General features: G+C 63.5%; 10 protein-coding genes and 1 pseudogene. 3 read left to right on the top strand and 8 right to left on the bottom strand.

Features of this window, described 5'->3' with window-relative positions; genetic code table 11:
• The first annotated feature begins 13 nt into the window (after nt 1-13).
• Complete coding sequence (locus Q0025_RS11720) at nt 14-2,932, top strand: bifunctional [glutamine synthetase] adenylyltransferase/[glutamine synthetase]-adenylyl-L-tyrosine phosphorylase (protein WP_297299276.1); 2,919 nt, start codon at nt 14-16, stop codon at nt 2,930-2,932.
• Here the strand turns inward: Q0025_RS11720 and Q0025_RS11715 are convergent.
• The 4 genes from Q0025_RS11715 to Q0025_RS11700 form a co-directional block, all read right to left on the bottom strand.
• Nucleotides 2,913-5,315 carry an ATP-binding protein gene (locus Q0025_RS11715; RefSeq protein ID WP_297299274.1) on the bottom strand — a complete coding sequence of 801 codons (2,403 nt, stop codon included), beginning with the start codon at nt 5,313-5,315 and terminating at the stop codon, nt 2,913-2,915. The two genes, Q0025_RS11720 and Q0025_RS11715, sit on opposite strands and share 20 nt — an antisense overlap.
• A 121-nt stretch (nt 5,316-5,436) precedes the next feature.
• Entirely contained in the window at nt 5,437-8,094 is a 2,658-nt protein-coding gene (gene pepN, locus Q0025_RS11710) for an aminopeptidase N (protein ID WP_297299272.1), read from the bottom strand.
• Between the two features lie 79 nt (nt 8,095-8,173).
• Nucleotides 8,174-9,445: an MFS transporter gene (locus tag Q0025_RS11705; RefSeq protein WP_297299270.1), complete on the bottom strand. Its 1,272-nt coding sequence runs from the start codon at nt 9,443-9,445 to the stop codon at nt 8,174-8,176.
• Nucleotides 9,446-9,454: 9 nt separating this feature from the next.
• Nucleotides 9,455-10,825, bottom strand: coding sequence for a cation diffusion facilitator family transporter (locus Q0025_RS11700; protein ID WP_297299267.1), 1,371 nt, complete (start codon nt 10,823-10,825; stop codon nt 9,455-9,457).
• Between the two features lie 111 nt (nt 10,826-10,936).
• On the opposite strand from Q0025_RS11700, the gene Q0025_RS11695 reads away from it, so the two are divergent.
• On the top strand, nt 10,937-11,377 hold the full coding sequence (locus tag Q0025_RS11695) for a VOC family protein (RefSeq protein ID WP_297299265.1): 441 nt from the start codon (nt 10,937-10,939) through the stop codon (nt 11,375-11,377).
• 4 nt (nt 11,378-11,381) lie between these two features.
• Here Q0025_RS11695 and Q0025_RS11690 read toward each other — a convergent pair whose 3' ends face one another.
• Complete coding sequence (locus Q0025_RS11690; RefSeq protein WP_297299263.1) at nt 11,382-12,098, bottom strand: class II aldolase/adducin family protein; 717 nt, start codon at nt 12,096-12,098, stop codon at nt 11,382-11,384.
• Nucleotides 12,099-12,741: 643 nt separating this feature from the next.
• Here Q0025_RS11690 and Q0025_RS11685 point away from each other — a divergent pair.
• On the top strand, nt 12,742-13,104 hold the full coding sequence (locus tag Q0025_RS11685; protein WP_297299261.1) for a hypothetical protein: 363 nt from the start codon (nt 12,742-12,744) through the stop codon (nt 13,102-13,104).
• Here Q0025_RS11685 and Q0025_RS11680 read toward each other — a convergent pair.
• The 3 genes and pseudogenes from Q0025_RS11680 to Q0025_RS11670 all read right to left on the bottom strand — a co-directional run.
• A complete protein-coding gene (locus tag Q0025_RS11680) occupies nt 13,046-13,567 on the bottom strand; it encodes a DUF934 domain-containing protein (RefSeq protein WP_297299260.1) in 522 nt (173 codons plus the stop codon). The genes Q0025_RS11685 and Q0025_RS11680 overlap by 59 nt on opposite strands.
• 2 nt (nt 13,568-13,569) lie before the next feature.
• Nucleotides 13,570-14,307, bottom strand: a complete 738-nt coding sequence (locus Q0025_RS11675; RefSeq protein ID WP_297299258.1) for a phosphoadenylyl-sulfate reductase — start codon at nt 14,305-14,307, stop codon at nt 13,570-13,572.
• Nucleotides 14,294-14,585, bottom strand: a pseudogene (locus Q0025_RS11670) (nitrite/sulfite reductase); the annotation flags it as partial. The gene Q0025_RS11675 and the pseudogene Q0025_RS11670, both read right to left, overlap by 14 nt.

Raw genomic sequence — 14,585 nt, 5'->3', positions numbered from 1 at the left:
AGGGCGGCCCGACATGCCGGCCGAATGTTTGCCCCTCTGCGAACGGCTGGTGAAAGCGCCCGCGCTCAGCGATCCGGCCGTTGCACAGGCGCGGCTCGCCGATTTCCAGGGCGCCGCCGCCCAGGACGCGGCGCTGTTTGAGATTGCAGCCGTCTCGGCGTTGCTCGCGGGCATAGCCGACCATTCCGCTTATCTTTGGAAACTCGCGACGGCGGACCGGGCGCGTCTCGCCCGGCTTTTGACCACGGCGCCGGATGATGCGCTGTCGGCTTGTCTCGATGCACTCGTCGCGGCTTTGCCGAATGCGCCGAACGAAGCGGACGCTATGCGGCTTTTGCGCCGGGCGAAGCAGGAGGTCGCGCTGCTGGTGGCGCTCGCGGATCTCGGCGGAGCCTGGACGCCGCAGAACGTTATGGCGGCGCTGACGCAATCGGCCGATATCTTCGTCGCCGGCGCACTCGACTTCATCCTGCGCGACGAGCAGGCGAGCGGCCGGCTTCATCTGCGAAACCCCGCCGAGCCCGCGGAAGGCTGCAGCCTGATCGTTCTCGCGCTCGGCAAGCACGGCGCCGGCGAACTGAACTATTCGAGCGACACCGACCTCATCATCCTTTTCGATCCCGCCGGCACCACGGCGGCGCATCTGGCCGAAGCGGCCACCGCCTTCGTCAAGATGGCGCGACGCCTTGTCAAAATTTTACAGGAGCGCACGGCGGACGGCTATGTGCTGCGCGTCGATCTGCGGCTGCGGCCCGACCCTGGCTCGACGGCGATCGCCATTTCGACGCCGGCGGCGTTTTTCTATTACGAATCCTTCGGCCAGAACTGGGAACGCGCGGCGATGATCAAGGCCCGGCCCGTTGCCGGCGACTTGGCGCTTGGCGAAGCTTTTCTTGCGCAGCTCACGCCATTCATCTGGCGGCGCTATTTCGACTATGCGGCGATCGCCGACATTCATGCGATGAAACGGCAAATCCATGCCGTGCGCGGCCATGCCGAGATCGCCGTCGCGGGCCACGATCTCAAATTGGGCCGCGGCGGCATCCGCGAGATCGAATTTTTCGTCCAGACGCAGCAATTGATTTATGGCGGGCGGCGGCCAAGCCTGCGCGGCCGCGCGACGCTGCCCATGCTGGCGCAATTGCACGAGCAGGGCCTCATCGGCGCCGAGGCGCGTGACGAACTGACCGCCGCATATCTGCATCTGCGCACGCTGGAACATCGGCTGCAGATGATTGCCGACGAACAGACCCAACGTCTGCCGGCCGATGCGGGGGTACTGGCGCGCTTTGCCAATTTTTGCGGCTATCCGACGGTTGACGCCTTCTCGGCCGATCTGATGCGCCATTTCGAGCGCGTCGCCGAACATTATGCGCGGCTGTTCGAGACAGCGCCGGCGCTCTCGGTTGCGACCGGCAGCCTGGTCTTCACCGGGGTCAGCGACGATCCCGACACTTTGGAGACTTTGCGCAAGCTCGGCTTCAAGCGGCCGGAACTGGCTGCCGAGACCATCCGCGGCTGGCATTTCGGCCGCCGTGCCGGCGTCAGTTCGGAACGCGCCCGTGAAGTCCTGACCGAACTGGTGCCGGCACTGCTTGGGGCCTTTTCCGAAACCGCCGATCCGGATGCAGCGCTTACGGCCTTCGACCAGGCCTTGGCTCAGCGCAGCGCCGCAGTCGAACTCCTGTCGATCCTGAGATCGAACGCGAACCTGCGCAAATTGTTTGCCGATCTGCTCGGCAGCGCACCGCGGCTCGCCGACATCATCATCCGGCGCCCGCACGTGCTCGATTCGATGATCGATCCTGCGCTTTTGACCGCGCCGCTCGGGGATGCCGATTTCGACGCGCGTCTTTTGCGCGTGCTCGCCGCGCCCGCCGCGGTCGAAGACATGCTCGACGGCCTGCGCGACTTCAAGCAGGAGGAATCCTTCTTGATCGGTCTGCGGCTTCTGACCGGCACTCTCGCCCCATCTGTGGCAGGCGAGGCCTATTCGGCGCTGGCGGCCTCGCTCGTGCGCGCCGCTCTGAGGGCTGTCATTGGCGATTTCGAAACGCGCTTCGGTAAAATTCCGCTCGGCCGTTGCGTGGTTCTCGGCATGGGAAAGCTTGGCTCGCGCGAAATGACGGCGGCCTCGGATCTCGATCTGATCCTGATCTACGATTTCGACGGGGAGAGCCCGGAGTCGGACGGCGCCGAGGCGCTGCATGCGACGCGCTATTACACGCGTCTGTCGCAGCGGCTGATTTCGAGCCTCACGGTCGCGACGCGACGTGGCGGCCTTTACGAAGTCGATATGCGGTTGCGCCCCTCGGGTCGGCAAGGGCCGGTCGCGACACAACTCAAGAGCTTCGTCGATTATCAATTGAAGGACGCCGAGACCTGGGAGCATATGGCATTGACCCGCGCTCGCGTGATCGCGGGCGATGCATCGCTCGCCGCCGAGGTCGAAGCGGCACGCGAAAAAATTCTAACGCGCCCCCCACGGTCGGGATTGCGCAAGGATGTTGCTGATATGCGCCGCCTCGTCGCCAAGGAGAAGGGCGAAGGCAACGGGCTCGATCTCAAATATGCCGCGGGCGGCCAGATCGATCTTGATTTTCTCGCCCAATATCTCTGCCTTCGGCATGCCCATCGCGCGCCGATGCTGCTCAAGGTCGCGCCCGCCGATATTCTTGCCAGCGCCGGAGCACTGGGTCTTTTAGCGCCGGACAAGACCGAAAGCCTGCTGGCGGCGCATCGTCTTTATGCGCATATCACGCAGGTGCTGCGGACAATCCTCGAGAGCAATGTGCCGCTGGCGCAGGCGGGCGAGGCGGTCAAGCACCGGCTTGCCGCAGCGATGAGCCTGCCGAGCTTTGGGCAGCTTGAGGCCGATCTTGCCGAGAGCGAAGCGCGCGTCCGCGCGATCTTCAATGCGGTCGTCGGCTGAACTGCGCTTCGTGCCGCTTGGTGCCGCGACCGGCGGCAGGGGGATGGGGCGCCGGCCGCGGCGGGCGGCGCGGCGTCGCGGAATGATGCTTTAAGGCCCGCGACGATTTCTCGATCGGCAGATGGACCAGCACAATCGTGCCGTTGCCGGGCGTCGAGCGAATACGGATCGTGCCGTCATGCAGCGCGACCAGCGAATGGGCGATGGCAAGGCCGAGGCCCGAGCCTTTCATGCCATTGGCGAGCGGCGCATTCCATTGTTCGAACGGCCGGCCGAGCCGCGGCAGCGCCTCTGGCGCAATGCCGACGCCGTTGTCCTCGACGTAAATATTGATGGCGCCGTGCATGTGCCGCGTCCTGATATTGACGCTGCCGCGCTCGGGCGTGAATTTCACCGCATTGTGCAACAGCGCGGTAAAAACACGCTCCAAGGCCGAACGATCGGCACGAAGCTTGGCGCCGGCACCGATCTGGCTTGTGATCGCGATCGACTTCTCGTGCGCCGCAGCTTCGATCGTTTTCACAGCGTCGCCGACGATCGCGCCGATCTCGACTTCGGTCTTGTCGAGCGCGATGCGGCCGGCATCGAGCCGCGACATTTCAAGGACGTCGGAGATCAGTCCGAGCAATTGCTGGCCGCTGTTGCGGATATCCTTGCTGTAGTCGAGATAGCGCGGCGGCAAGGCGCCGAAGGTCTCGCCGATCATCATGTCGGAGAAGCCGATGATCGCGTTGAGCGGCGTGCGCAGCTCGTGGCTCATGTTGGCGAGGAATTCCGACTTCGCCTGGCTCGCGGATTCGGCCTCCGCCTTTTGTTCGAGATATTTCTCGGCGAGTTCGGCGAGTTGTTGGGCCTGGTGTTCGAGCGCCTGCCGGGATTTGCGCAAATCGGCGACCGTCGCGGTCAGGCGGCGCTCGGATTCGAGCAATTGCTCTTCGTGCTCTTTCAGGGTCGTGATGTCGGTGCCGACCGAGACGTAACCGCCATCCTTGGTTCGGCGCTCGTTGATCTGCAGCCAGCGGCCATCGCCGAGCTGCGCTTCATAGGTTTGGGCGCCGGTTGCCGGGCGTTCGCCCAAGGCAATGTGCGACTGGACGAGCGGCGGCGTGCCGCAGGCCATCACGTCTTGATAGCTGAGGCCGGTTACCACCGCCGCTTCCGGCAGATTGTGGAAGCGCTGAAACTTGGAATTGCACATGACGAGCCGGTTGTCCTTGTCCCACAGGACGAAGGCTTCGGAGACGGCTTCGAGCGCGTCGCGCAGGCGCATATCGGCGGTGGCCGTCCGCTCGGCGAGGATCTTCTGCTCGGATGTGTCGACCGCGATGCCGACGAGATGGGCGGGCTCGCCGGGCGCGTCGCGGACGATCTCGGCGCGGGCGCGCAGCCAGATCCAATGGCCTTTGGCATGGCGCATGCGGAAGGTGTGATCGATGGCTTTGCTATGCGACGACGCCAGCATTTCGGCGATCCGCGCGAGCTCGCCGTCGTGCGGGTGGACCATCGCGTCGATTTCGCCGAAGGACAGATAGGCGCGCTCGGGCTTGAGGCCGAGCATGTCATACATCGAATCCGACCAATAAACCCGGCCGCGCGCCAAGTCCCAGTCCCAGAGGCCGCAGCGACCGCGGTTGAGCGCCGTGTCGATCCGGTCACGGATGCGGTTGCAGACCCGGCCGGCCTTGCGCGCCCGCGCCGCTTGCCAAACATAGGCGGCGGCGACCGAGCAGAGCACGACGATGGTCGCCAAAAGCGCTGCCACCAAACGCCAGGCGCTGTTGCGCCAATCGGCCAATACGGCGCTGATCGGATGGACGAAGGCAATCTGGCCGAGCGGCGCCTTCAGGGTCCGCACGGTCGCCAAAGCATCGGTCCCATCGGCGAGGTTGATACGGAGCACGCCGGCCTTTTCGGCGAGGCGCGTCAGCGATTGGTCCGCACCGAGCCTGTCGGCGAGCGCACCGCCGAGGTGAAGCGCGTGCGGGAAGGCGGCGATGATTGTCCCGGTGCCATCGCTGATGAGGATGCCGCGGCCATGTGCCAGAGCGCGGGCGGGCAGGGCGCGCAACAAGGCCGCGCCGGAATCGCGCGGCCCGGCGTGATCAAAGCTTGCGACGAGATCGTGACTTGTCGACGCGGCGACGAGGTCGAGGTCGTCGACCGCCGTCGCGATGGCGCGGTCATGGGCGTCAAGAAGAATCAACCCGACCGTCGCACTTAAGGCGACGACAAAGAGGCCGACCAGCACTGGAACGGCCAGACGAAGCCAAGGCTCGAAGGTGAGATAGGCCTGATCGGATCTTTCCGGACGCAACGTCCGTGCCCGCCCGTCATGGAACAGGTTTGCGCGCGCGAACAGGTCCGCCGCATCTGCACGGATCATCGTAGCCCCCTCGAGAATGATCCGAAGCAATGTGCCGCATCCCTTCGAATCGAGCCTATGAGAATCCCAGGGCGCGAATTTGTCCAGAGATTAATGAATCCTGAAAAGAAAATTGATCGATTCAGCCGAGCGAGCGTTCGACAATGTCCTTGACGTCGGGCGACAGGCGGCTGTGCGCGGCGACGCGGCGCAACGCCGCTTCCGCCAAGACGGCCCGGCGCGGCTCCAAGGCACGCCAGCTCTTGAACGCGCCGAGAAGCCGCGCCGCGACTTGCGGGTTTTTTTCGTCGAGCTGCAAGACGATCGACGTCACAAAATCATAGCCGCTCCCGTCCGGCGCATTGAACTGCGTCTGGTTGCCGGCGGCGAAAGCGCCGATCAAAGCGCGGGCGCGATTGGGATTGCCAAGCGAAAAGGCCGGATGCTGCATCAGCGTCTTGATCCGTGCGAGCGTCTCGGCTTCCGGAATGGCGGCCTGCAAGGCAAACCATTTGTCGATGGCAAGCGGCTCGTGCCGGTAGATCGCATAATAGGTTTGCAGCGCCTGTTCGCGCGCTGCACCGGGTTGCAGCGCAAGGATGCTCAGCGCCGCGACCTTGTCGGTCATGAAGCGCGCTTGCGTGAAATGCGCTTCGGCGAGGGCGAGACCGTCCGGCTCCGCGGCAGCGTAAAGATCGAGCGCCGCATTTCGCAACGCACGCCGGCCCGCGGCGACGGCATCCGGCGAATAGTTGCCCTCGTCGGCAAGCACATCATACAGCGTACGCAGCTCCGCGCTAAGGCCGCTGCCGATCGCATGCCGCAAGGCTTTGCGTGCGGCAAAGATCGCGTCGGGGTCGACATTGACACCGATTTCGCGCGCGATGTCCGCCTCGCCGGGCAGGCTGATAACCTGCGCCGCGAAAGCCGGATCGGCGGCGCTTACCTTCAGCACATGGCGCAGGGCCTCGATGAAGCGCGGATCGGAATCGGGCGCGGCGCCGGCGCGAATGCGCTCGACCGAACGCAGGAGCAGGCGGGTGGCATAGGTCTGCGACGCTTGCCAGCGATTGAAACTGTCGCTGTCGTGCGCCGTCAGGGCGATCAGATCGTCTTCGCTCGCGGCAAAGGCGAGGCTGACCGGCGCCGAGAAGCCGCGCAACAAGGAGACGACTGGGCGCTCCGGCAGCGCCTCGAAGACGATACGGCGCTGCGGCGTTGTCAGTTCGATGACGCCTGAGGCGCGCTCCTCGGCGCTGGCGCCGTCCTGCGGACCAGTGACGAGATCGAAGATCTCACCGTTGCGGGCGAGGAGGCCGAGTTCGATCGGGATCACGAGCGGCAATTTCTCGTCCTGCCCCGGCGTCTTCTTGCAGCTCTGCGTGAAATCAAGCGTCAAGGCCTGCGCGGCGGGATCGTAAAGCGCTTTGACTTCGACGAGCGGCGTTCCGGCCTGAATGTACCAGCGGAAGAATTGCGTCAGGTCGCGCCCGGATGCTTCGGCGAAGCAAGCAACGAACTGCTCGACCGTCGCCGCGGTGCCGTCGTAACGCTTAAAATAAAGGTCCATGCCGGCGCGGAAAGCCTTGGCGCCGATCAGCACCTTCAGCATGCGAATGATTTCGGCGCCCTTTTCATAGACTGTCGCTGTGTAGAAATTGTTGATCTCATAATAGGAATCGGGCCGCACGTTATGCGCCAGCGGGCCGGCGTCTTCGGGAAATTGCTGCGCCCGCAAGGTTCGCACGTCGGCGATGCGGCGCACGGCGCGCGAGCGCATGTCGGCCGAGAATTCGTGATCACGGAAGACGGTGAGGCCTTCCTTCAGGCAAAGCTGAAACCAGTCGCGGCAGGTGATCCGGTTGCCGGTCCAATTGTGAAAATATTCGTGCGCGATGACCGCCTCGATCTGCGCATAATCGGTGTCCGTCGCGGTCTCCGGCGAGGCGAGAATATATTTGTCGTTGAAGACATTGAGACCCTTGTTCTCCATCGCGCCCATGTTGAAGTCGGAGACGGCGACGATATTGAAGACATCGAGATCATATTCGCGGCCGAAGACCTCTTCATCCCAGCGCATGGCGCGTTTCAGCGCATCCATCGCATAAGTGGCGCTCGCCTCTTTGCCGTGCTCGACATAGATGCCGAGCGTCACGTCGCGGCCGGAGGCGGTCGTGAACGAATCGTGGATGCTGCCGAGATCGCCGCCGACGACCGCGAACAGGTAGCAGGGTTTCGGGAACGGATCGTGCCAGACGGCGAAATGGCGCGACGTGCCTTCGATATCGCCCCCGGCGATCCGATTGCCGTTCGAAAGCAGGATCGGCGCTTCGGCACGCTCGGCCTCAAGGCGGACGGAATAAACGCTCAACACGTCCGGCCGGTCGAGGAAATAGGTAATGCGGCGAAAGCCCTCCGCCTCGCATTGGCTGCAATAGGCCGAGCCCGTGCGGTAAAGACCCATGAGCTGCGTATTGGCTGCCGGGTCGAGCTCCGTCTCGATTTCAAGGGTGAAGGGCTCTTGCGGCGGCGAGGCGATCGTCAGCCGGTCGGGCGTGACGAAATTGGCTTTGATGTCGAGCCGCGTATCGTCGAGTTTGAGCCGCTTCAGCGTCAGTCCGTCGCCGTCGAGCACCAGATCCGCGCCGGTACGGCCTTGCGGATTCGGTCTGAGCTTGAGCCGGGCGATGACGCGCGTCGCGTTGCGGTCGAGCTTGATGTCGAGATCGACCCCATCGATCAGAAAGTCTGGCGGGCGGTAGTCGGCGAGGCGAATGGCTTTGGCAAGATCGGTACGCATCGGGGCCTCGCAGCGGAACAGAAGCTCAATCCGCTGAGGATCATAAGGATTCCGGTGCGGGGCGCAAACGAGGCGGGGTTCAGGCGGCGATAATCGTGCGGCGGATGATGGCGGCCGCGGCGACATTGCCGAGGCTGAGCAGCGCCAGCAGGACGGGCTCGCCGAGACCGAAGAAGCGGCTTTGCAGCAGCGCAGTCGCGAGCGAACCGGCGACCATGAACAGCGCGCTTTGAATGTTGACCGCGGCGATCGTGCGGGCGCGCTTGTCCGGCGCGGCGCGGGCCTGGATCGCGGCAAACAACGGGACGACGAACAGGCCGCCGGCGGCGGCCACGCCGAAGACTTCAAGCCCGATCAGCAAGCCCCGTGCGGTGTCGAAGAAATCCGCAAGCGAGGCGTCGCTTCCCTGTGCCGCCGCAATGGCATGCGTTGACCAAGCCAAACCGGCCAAGAAAAAGGCCATGCCGAGCGTCGCCGCCGGGACCCAGACGAGCGTGATGCGCCCGCGCGCAAATTCGGCTGCGGCGAGCGAGCCGATGCCGATGCCGAGTGCGAAAAAACCGCTGATCGCAGCTTCGACGCCAATGCCGCCGCCCGTCGCTTTACGAACGGCGACGGGCACCAGGGAGAGAGCGACGGCGCCGGTCAGCCAGAACCAGGAGACCGCGAGCCCCGGCCGCCAAAGTTGCACCTCGGCATGAAGTTCGCGCAGCAGGTTGCCGGTCGAGACCAGAATGTTGCGATGGATGCGCAGACCGGGGGCTGCCGCCCCTCTTGTCGGAATGAAGAGGCTCGCCGCATAGGCCGCAATGGCGATCAACATGAGCTGCCCCGCTACGACCGTGGGCGCGATGCTTCTATTCGCCGCCAGCGCGCCGGCGACGAGACCGAAGAGGATGGCGAGGAAAGTCGCGGCTTCGACGAGCGCATTGCCGGCGGGGAGCTCTTCGGTCTTCAGCTGCTCGGGCAGAAATCCATATTTCACCGGGCCGAACAAAGCCGCGATCGTGCCGAGGCCGAAGAGGGCGACATAAAGCAAGGGCAGGGCGCCGAACCATACGCCCGCCGCGGCAATTGCTTGGACGAATATTTCGCCGATCTTCAGGCGCCGCGCGACGCAGGCCTTATCGTAAGCGTCGGCCCATTCGCCGGCGAGGCCCGAGAGGACCACCGACGGGAGAATGAAAATGCCGACCGCGAGCGTGATCAAAGCACCGGCATTGGTCTCGCCCAAGCGAAACAAAACCAGCGTCGCCAAGAGATTGCGGACGAAATTGTCGTTGAAGGCCGACAGGAACTGGCACCAGAAAAGGCCCGCAAACCTTGGGCTGCGCAACAGAGCGAGAAACATGCGCGGCTCTCAGTGTAGCGGCTCGGCATGGCCGACGAGCCGGGCGATCGCCGGGAATTGCTCTCGGACCTTATGCTCGAGCGCATCGACCGCCTGATGCACTGCGGCGACGCTGGTGCGCGGATTGGCGCGGCAATGGTAATTTACAACAAGGCCCGCCGCCGTCTGCCGGGCCCGGACATCGTGAATGTCCTCGATACCCTGGCTGGCGGCCGCGGCCAACGCCCTGGCAATGGCCGCGCGGATTTCTTCCGGCGCGTTTTCGCCGGCGAGTTCGTGCGGCTCCAGCGGCTCGATATGGGTGTCGATCTCGATATCGGGACCAAGTTCCTTGCGCGCCTCGGCTTCGAGACCGGAGGCGATGCTGTGGGCCTGGCCGAGCGGCATGGCGGCATCGACCTCGATGTCGCAGGACAGCGCAATCCTGCCCGCGACCTGCTGGACGATGACATGGTGGATGGCGACATGCCGCTTCATCGCAATCAGCAGCAGCCGCTCCAGCACCGTTTCGTCATTGAGCGCCACGGGCGTCGTCTCGACCGTCAGTTCGACATCGGAATGGGTCGCGGCAATCGCGGCGCTGACATTGCCCTTGATCGCGGTGACATCGTCCTGCGGCAAGGTTCGCGGCACGCAGATGGCGATATCGCCGAGCACATGCGCGCCGACCGGGCGCAGCCGCAGATTGTCGATGGCGATCACGCCGGGGACCCGCAGTGCCGTTGCGCGTATGCTTTCGGCCATGCCGCGCGGAGCGGCATCGATGAGCGTGTCGATCGTCCGGCGCGCCAGGCGGTAGCCGGCGATGGCGATGTAGACGGCCACCGCAATGGCGGCGATCGTATCGCCTTGGGCAAAACCGAAGCGCGCCGCGACCAGTCCGAAGAAAGCGATGACGGAGCCGACGATATCGGAGGCGAAATGCAAGACGTCCGCGGCGAGCGCGTCGCTTTTCGTCTGGCGCGCAATGCGCGACAGAGCGCGTGCGCGGGAAAAATCGACCAGGACGGAAACAATCAAGACGCCGAAGGCCAACGGATTGGCGTCGACCGCCGCCGCCTTCTCGGTCAGCCGATGAGCCGCCTCAATGAGGATAAAGGCGGAAAGCGCGAAGAGAAACGCCGTCTCGCCCAGCGCCGCCACCGTCTCGATCTTGCCGTGACCATAGTGATGCTCCGCATCGGCCGGCTTGCCGGCGACGCGCACGGCATAATAGGTGAGAATTGTCATGCCGACGTCGATCAGATTATGCCCGGCTTCCGATAGCAGCGCCAAGGAGCCCGACAAAAACCCGGCGACGAATTTCGCGATTGTGAGAATGGCGCTCGCGGCGATGGAGAGGAGCGCAGCTCTTTCCTTGATGCGTTGGGCCTGGTCCATGGGGCGTCCGGCGCATAATGAGAGATTGAGCTTGCCGCGGCGGCGACGGGGGTTTTATCAGTCCTGGAGCATGCTGCAAGCGGCAAGGCTTCAGACCGATCGGGAGTGCCTATGGAATATCTCCACACAATGGTTCGCGTGACGGACCTCGACCAATCGCTCGATTTCTATTGCGGCAAGCTTGGCCTCGTCGAAATGAGCCGCATCGTCAACGAGCAGGGCCGCTACACCTTGGTCTATCTGGCCGCACCGGGCGACGCGGACGCGGCCAAGGCAACCCAGCGGCCGCTCGTCGAACTCACCTATAATTGGGATCCGGAGACCTATACCAGCGGCCGCAACTTCGGCCATCTGGCCTTTGCGGTCGATGATATTTACGCGACATGCGAAGCGCTGCAGAAGGCGGGCGTGACCATCAACCGGCCGCCGCGCGACGGCCATATGGCCTTCATCCGTTCGCCCGACAATATCTCGATCGAGCTTTTGCAGAAGGGCGGCCACAAGCCGCGGCAGGAGCCATGGGCATCGATGCCGAATACCGGCGTTTGGTAGGGGCTCAACTCTTCTTCGGCTTGGATTTTCCGACGGCCTTCTCGCGCGGGGTTGCAACGAGGGCCGCGACCGCCGCCGACTGATAGCCGTAGGATTTGAAACGCTCGACCGTGAGCGCGATCTCTTCGTCGGGCAGGATATGCGGCTGCCCGATGCTGCGCGCGATCACGTACATTTTGGCGAGGGTTTCAAGCTCGACCGCGCGCCACATCGCCTGGCCGAGATCGCGACCGGTGACGAGCATGCCGTGCTGGCCGAGCAGCACGCCGTGACGGTCGCGCAGACCTTCGACGACGAGATCGGACAATTCCTGCGTGCCATACGGCGCGTAGGGCGTGCAGCGCACATTGGAGCCGCCGAAGGCCGCGATCATGTAATGCGCGGCGGGGATTTCCTCGCGCAGCATCGACAGCGCCGTCGCATAGATCGAATGCGTGTGGATGACGGCGCCATCGTCCGGTCGCGCGCGCAAAATGTCGCGGTGCATGCGCCATTCGCTCGAAGGCCGATGCGGGCCGGTTGAAGAACCGTCTTTCGTCGCCAACGACATCGAGGCCAGCATGTCCGGCGTCAGCCGGTCATAGGGAATGCCGCTCGGCGTGATCAACATCGAATCGTCGAGCCGAACGGAAAGATTACCGGATGTCCCTCGATTGATTTGGAGACGTTCCAATTCCAGACAGGAGTCAACCAGAGCTTTGCGGAGTTTGGTTTCGATCATGACGGTTTTGTTGCTTCCGGCAAGAATTCCAAAATTTTTCAGCGGAACCCGATGTCCTTGTGTGCGTTGCGGCCTCTCGCGTCATGCTCATGGTCCGTCACCCAAACGCCGCGCTGACGGCCGCTGTTCGGCGAACGAAGAAGAGAAGCGCGTCCGAATGGCGTAAAAATTTAGCGCAATTTCGTCTTCGCTCTTGCGGAAAGAATTACCATCCATTTGCGCTGCACACAAAGCCGATCATAAATTCTCATCGTGAAAGCAAAGAATGACTCGACAAATGCGAAGTTCGGCGCAACGCTAGATTCGTTGGGGCTGATGTTTGGTGTGCCGCGCGCGCTTCGCGCTTGCTGATTTCGGGCACATACATTGCCAATTTTTAATATTGCGATTGGATGACACGACCGTGAGAGGCAACACGAAAGAATCGTGTTGCTGTCACGAGTTTGCCGAGTTCGAACGTCATTGGTTTTTGCGGTCGCAGCCGATGACGAAGATGCGGACTTGGAACGGCAGCTTGGAACGGCAGCGGTGAGATTGGACCCTTTCGAAATTGGAAAGAGTCTTGGCTGCTGAAGGCGCACAGAACATCGCAATTCTCGACTTCGCGATTGGGTTCGCTGCAAGCAAAGGAAAGGAGGCCTCGATGTCGATCGACGAAATCGTTCACACCTGTTCGAACGAAAGTGTTGCGCGCGCGGCGGTTGCCTCGATCGGGTTTTCCTTTGTCTCGCGGGTCAAATCGGCAGCGGATCGCGCCGGCGTCAGCGTCGGCACGTTCACGGCGCGCGCGGTGCGCACCTTTGCCGAAGAAGCACCGGCGAGCGAAAAGCACCAGGTGCTGCGGGCCATGTTGCGCACCGATCAGCCGATCCTGCGCGGACTCGAGGTGATTCTCGAGCGTCAGCTCGAGGATGCGAGTTCGCTCGACGGCCGCGAATGGCGCCCGATCAACTCGACGCGGCGGAGGTCGCAGGGCGACGCCGCCAGGGACTGCTGCTATCCTTGACCTCGGCGCCTTCGCCGGGCTGATAGAAGTGCGTCATGACCGGCTTTCGGCCCGCTTCGAGCAGCCCGAGCGTCACCGGATCGGTGATTTCGAGCGTGTCGAAACCGCAGCGTGCATAAAGCTGAAGCTGATCGAACAAAATATCGCCGGTGGCGCGGAGTTCGCCGGCGAATTTATAGCGGTCGCGTAGTATCCGCGCCGTCGAATAGCCGCGCCCATCCGTGAACTTCGGGAAATTGACCGCAACGAGCGCGAGACGCGGCAGATCGTCGGCGATCATCTCGGCGCTTTCGCCCGGCTGAAGCAGGACGCCAAAGGCGACATTGCTGTTGTGTTTGGCCGGCGCGAGCTGCTGCCATGCAGCAAGGCTCAGCAGCACATGCCCTTCCGCCGGCGGTTCTTGCGCCGCGTCAAGCCGGCGCCAGGGATCGTTTTCGAATCGTCCGTCGCGATAAAGCGCCATCGTTATCTGTCCGAGCCTGCTTCCAGCGTCGCTGGGATATGAACGCCACATTCTGTCTTGCCGCGGCCGCGCCAGCGCCCGGCGCGCGCGTCCTCGCCCGGGCGCACAGGCGACGTGCAGGGAAGGCAGCCGATCGAGAGATAATTTCTGGCGACCAGCGGATGGGCCGGCAAGCCGTGCCGCTCGAAATAGGCCGCGATGTCGTCGCGCGTCCAGGTCGCGAGCGGATTGAGCTTGATATGCGTGCCGTCGTTTTCGAAGAGGGGCAGGGCGGCGCGTGTTGCCGCTTGGAAGCGTTTGCGGCCGGTAATCCAGGCGTCGTAATTTCGGAGCGCCTTTGCCAGCGGCTCGACCTTGCGAATGGCGCAGCAACGGTCCGGATCGCTCGACCAGAGGAAGTTTTCCGAATCCTCCTTGGCGAGCGTTTCAGGATCGGGCCGCAGCGTCTCGACGCGGGTCAAGCCGAGACGCGCGACGAGCGCGTCGCGATAGGCCAAGGTCTCGGGGAAGAGATGCAGCGTATCGAGAAAAAGCACCGGGACTGCCCGGTCGAGCTCGGAGATCATATGCAGAAGCACCGCGGCTTCCGAGCCGAAGCTCGAAACGAGCGCGATGCGGCCCGGAAACAGATCCTCGATCGCCAGCCGCAGCAGCTCTTGTGCATTGAGCGCGCAAAAGCGCTCCGATAGCTGCGCCGCTGTGCTCGGGTCGCCCAGCGGCAGGCCGCTAGGCGTGCTCATAGAGTGCTTCCTTGAACGGCGCTGCGCCGACCCGGCGATAAGCCGCGAGAAAATCCTCGTCGCGATTCTTGCGCAGCTTCAGATAGGTCTCGACAATGGTTTCGATGGCATCGACCACGGTCTCGCTTGAAAAGCCGGGGCCGAGAACGTCGCCAAGAGCGCAATTCTCGTCGGCGGTGCCGCCGAGCGTGATCTGATAGGTTTCGACGCCCTTCTTTTCGAGGCCGAGAATGCCGATGTGGCCGACATGGTGATGGCCGCAGGCATTGATGCAGCCG

The sequence above is a fragment of the uncultured Methylovirgula sp. genome (assembly GCF_947646745.1).
Lineage (GTDB): Bacteria > Pseudomonadota > Alphaproteobacteria > Rhizobiales > Beijerinckiaceae > Methylovirgula.
This window is presented reverse-complemented; position numbering and strand designations above follow the sequence as displayed.

What these genes read in the sequence shown, in the direction of transcription:
- pepN (WP_297299272.1), bottom strand. Translation starts at nt 8,094, where the DNA reads ATGCGTACCGATCTTGCCAAAGCCATTCGCCTCGCCGACTACCGCCCG.
- Q0025_RS11695 (WP_297299265.1), top strand. Translation starts at nt 10,937, where the DNA reads ATGGAATATCTCCACACAATGGTTCGCGTGACGGACCTCGACCAATCG.
- Q0025_RS11705 (WP_297299270.1), bottom strand. Translation starts at nt 9,445, where the DNA reads ATGTTTCTCGCTCTGTTGCGCAGCCCAAGGTTTGCGGGCCTTTTCTGG.
- Q0025_RS11685 (WP_297299261.1), top strand. Translation starts at nt 12,742, where the DNA reads ATGTCGATCGACGAAATCGTTCACACCTGTTCGAACGAAAGTGTTGCG.
- Q0025_RS11700 (WP_297299267.1), bottom strand. Translation starts at nt 10,825, where the DNA reads ATGGACCAGGCCCAACGCATCAAGGAAAGAGCTGCGCTCCTCTCCATC.
- Q0025_RS11680 (WP_297299260.1), bottom strand. Translation starts at nt 13,567, where the DNA reads ATGGCGCTTTATCGCGACGGACGATTCGAAAACGATCCCTGGCGCCGG.
- Q0025_RS11720 (WP_297299276.1), top strand. Translation starts at nt 14, where the DNA reads ATGCCGGCCGAATGTTTGCCCCTCTGCGAACGGCTGGTGAAAGCGCCC.
- Q0025_RS11715 (WP_297299274.1), bottom strand. Translation starts at nt 5,315, where the DNA reads ATGATCCGTGCAGATGCGGCGGACCTGTTCGCGCGCGCAAACCTGTTC.
- Q0025_RS11690 (WP_297299263.1), bottom strand. Translation starts at nt 12,098, where the DNA reads ATGATCGAAACCAAACTCCGCAAAGCTCTGGTTGACTCCTGTCTGGAA.
- Q0025_RS11675 (WP_297299258.1), bottom strand. Translation starts at nt 14,307, where the DNA reads ATGAGCACGCCTAGCGGCCTGCCGCTGGGCGACCCGAGCACAGCGGCG.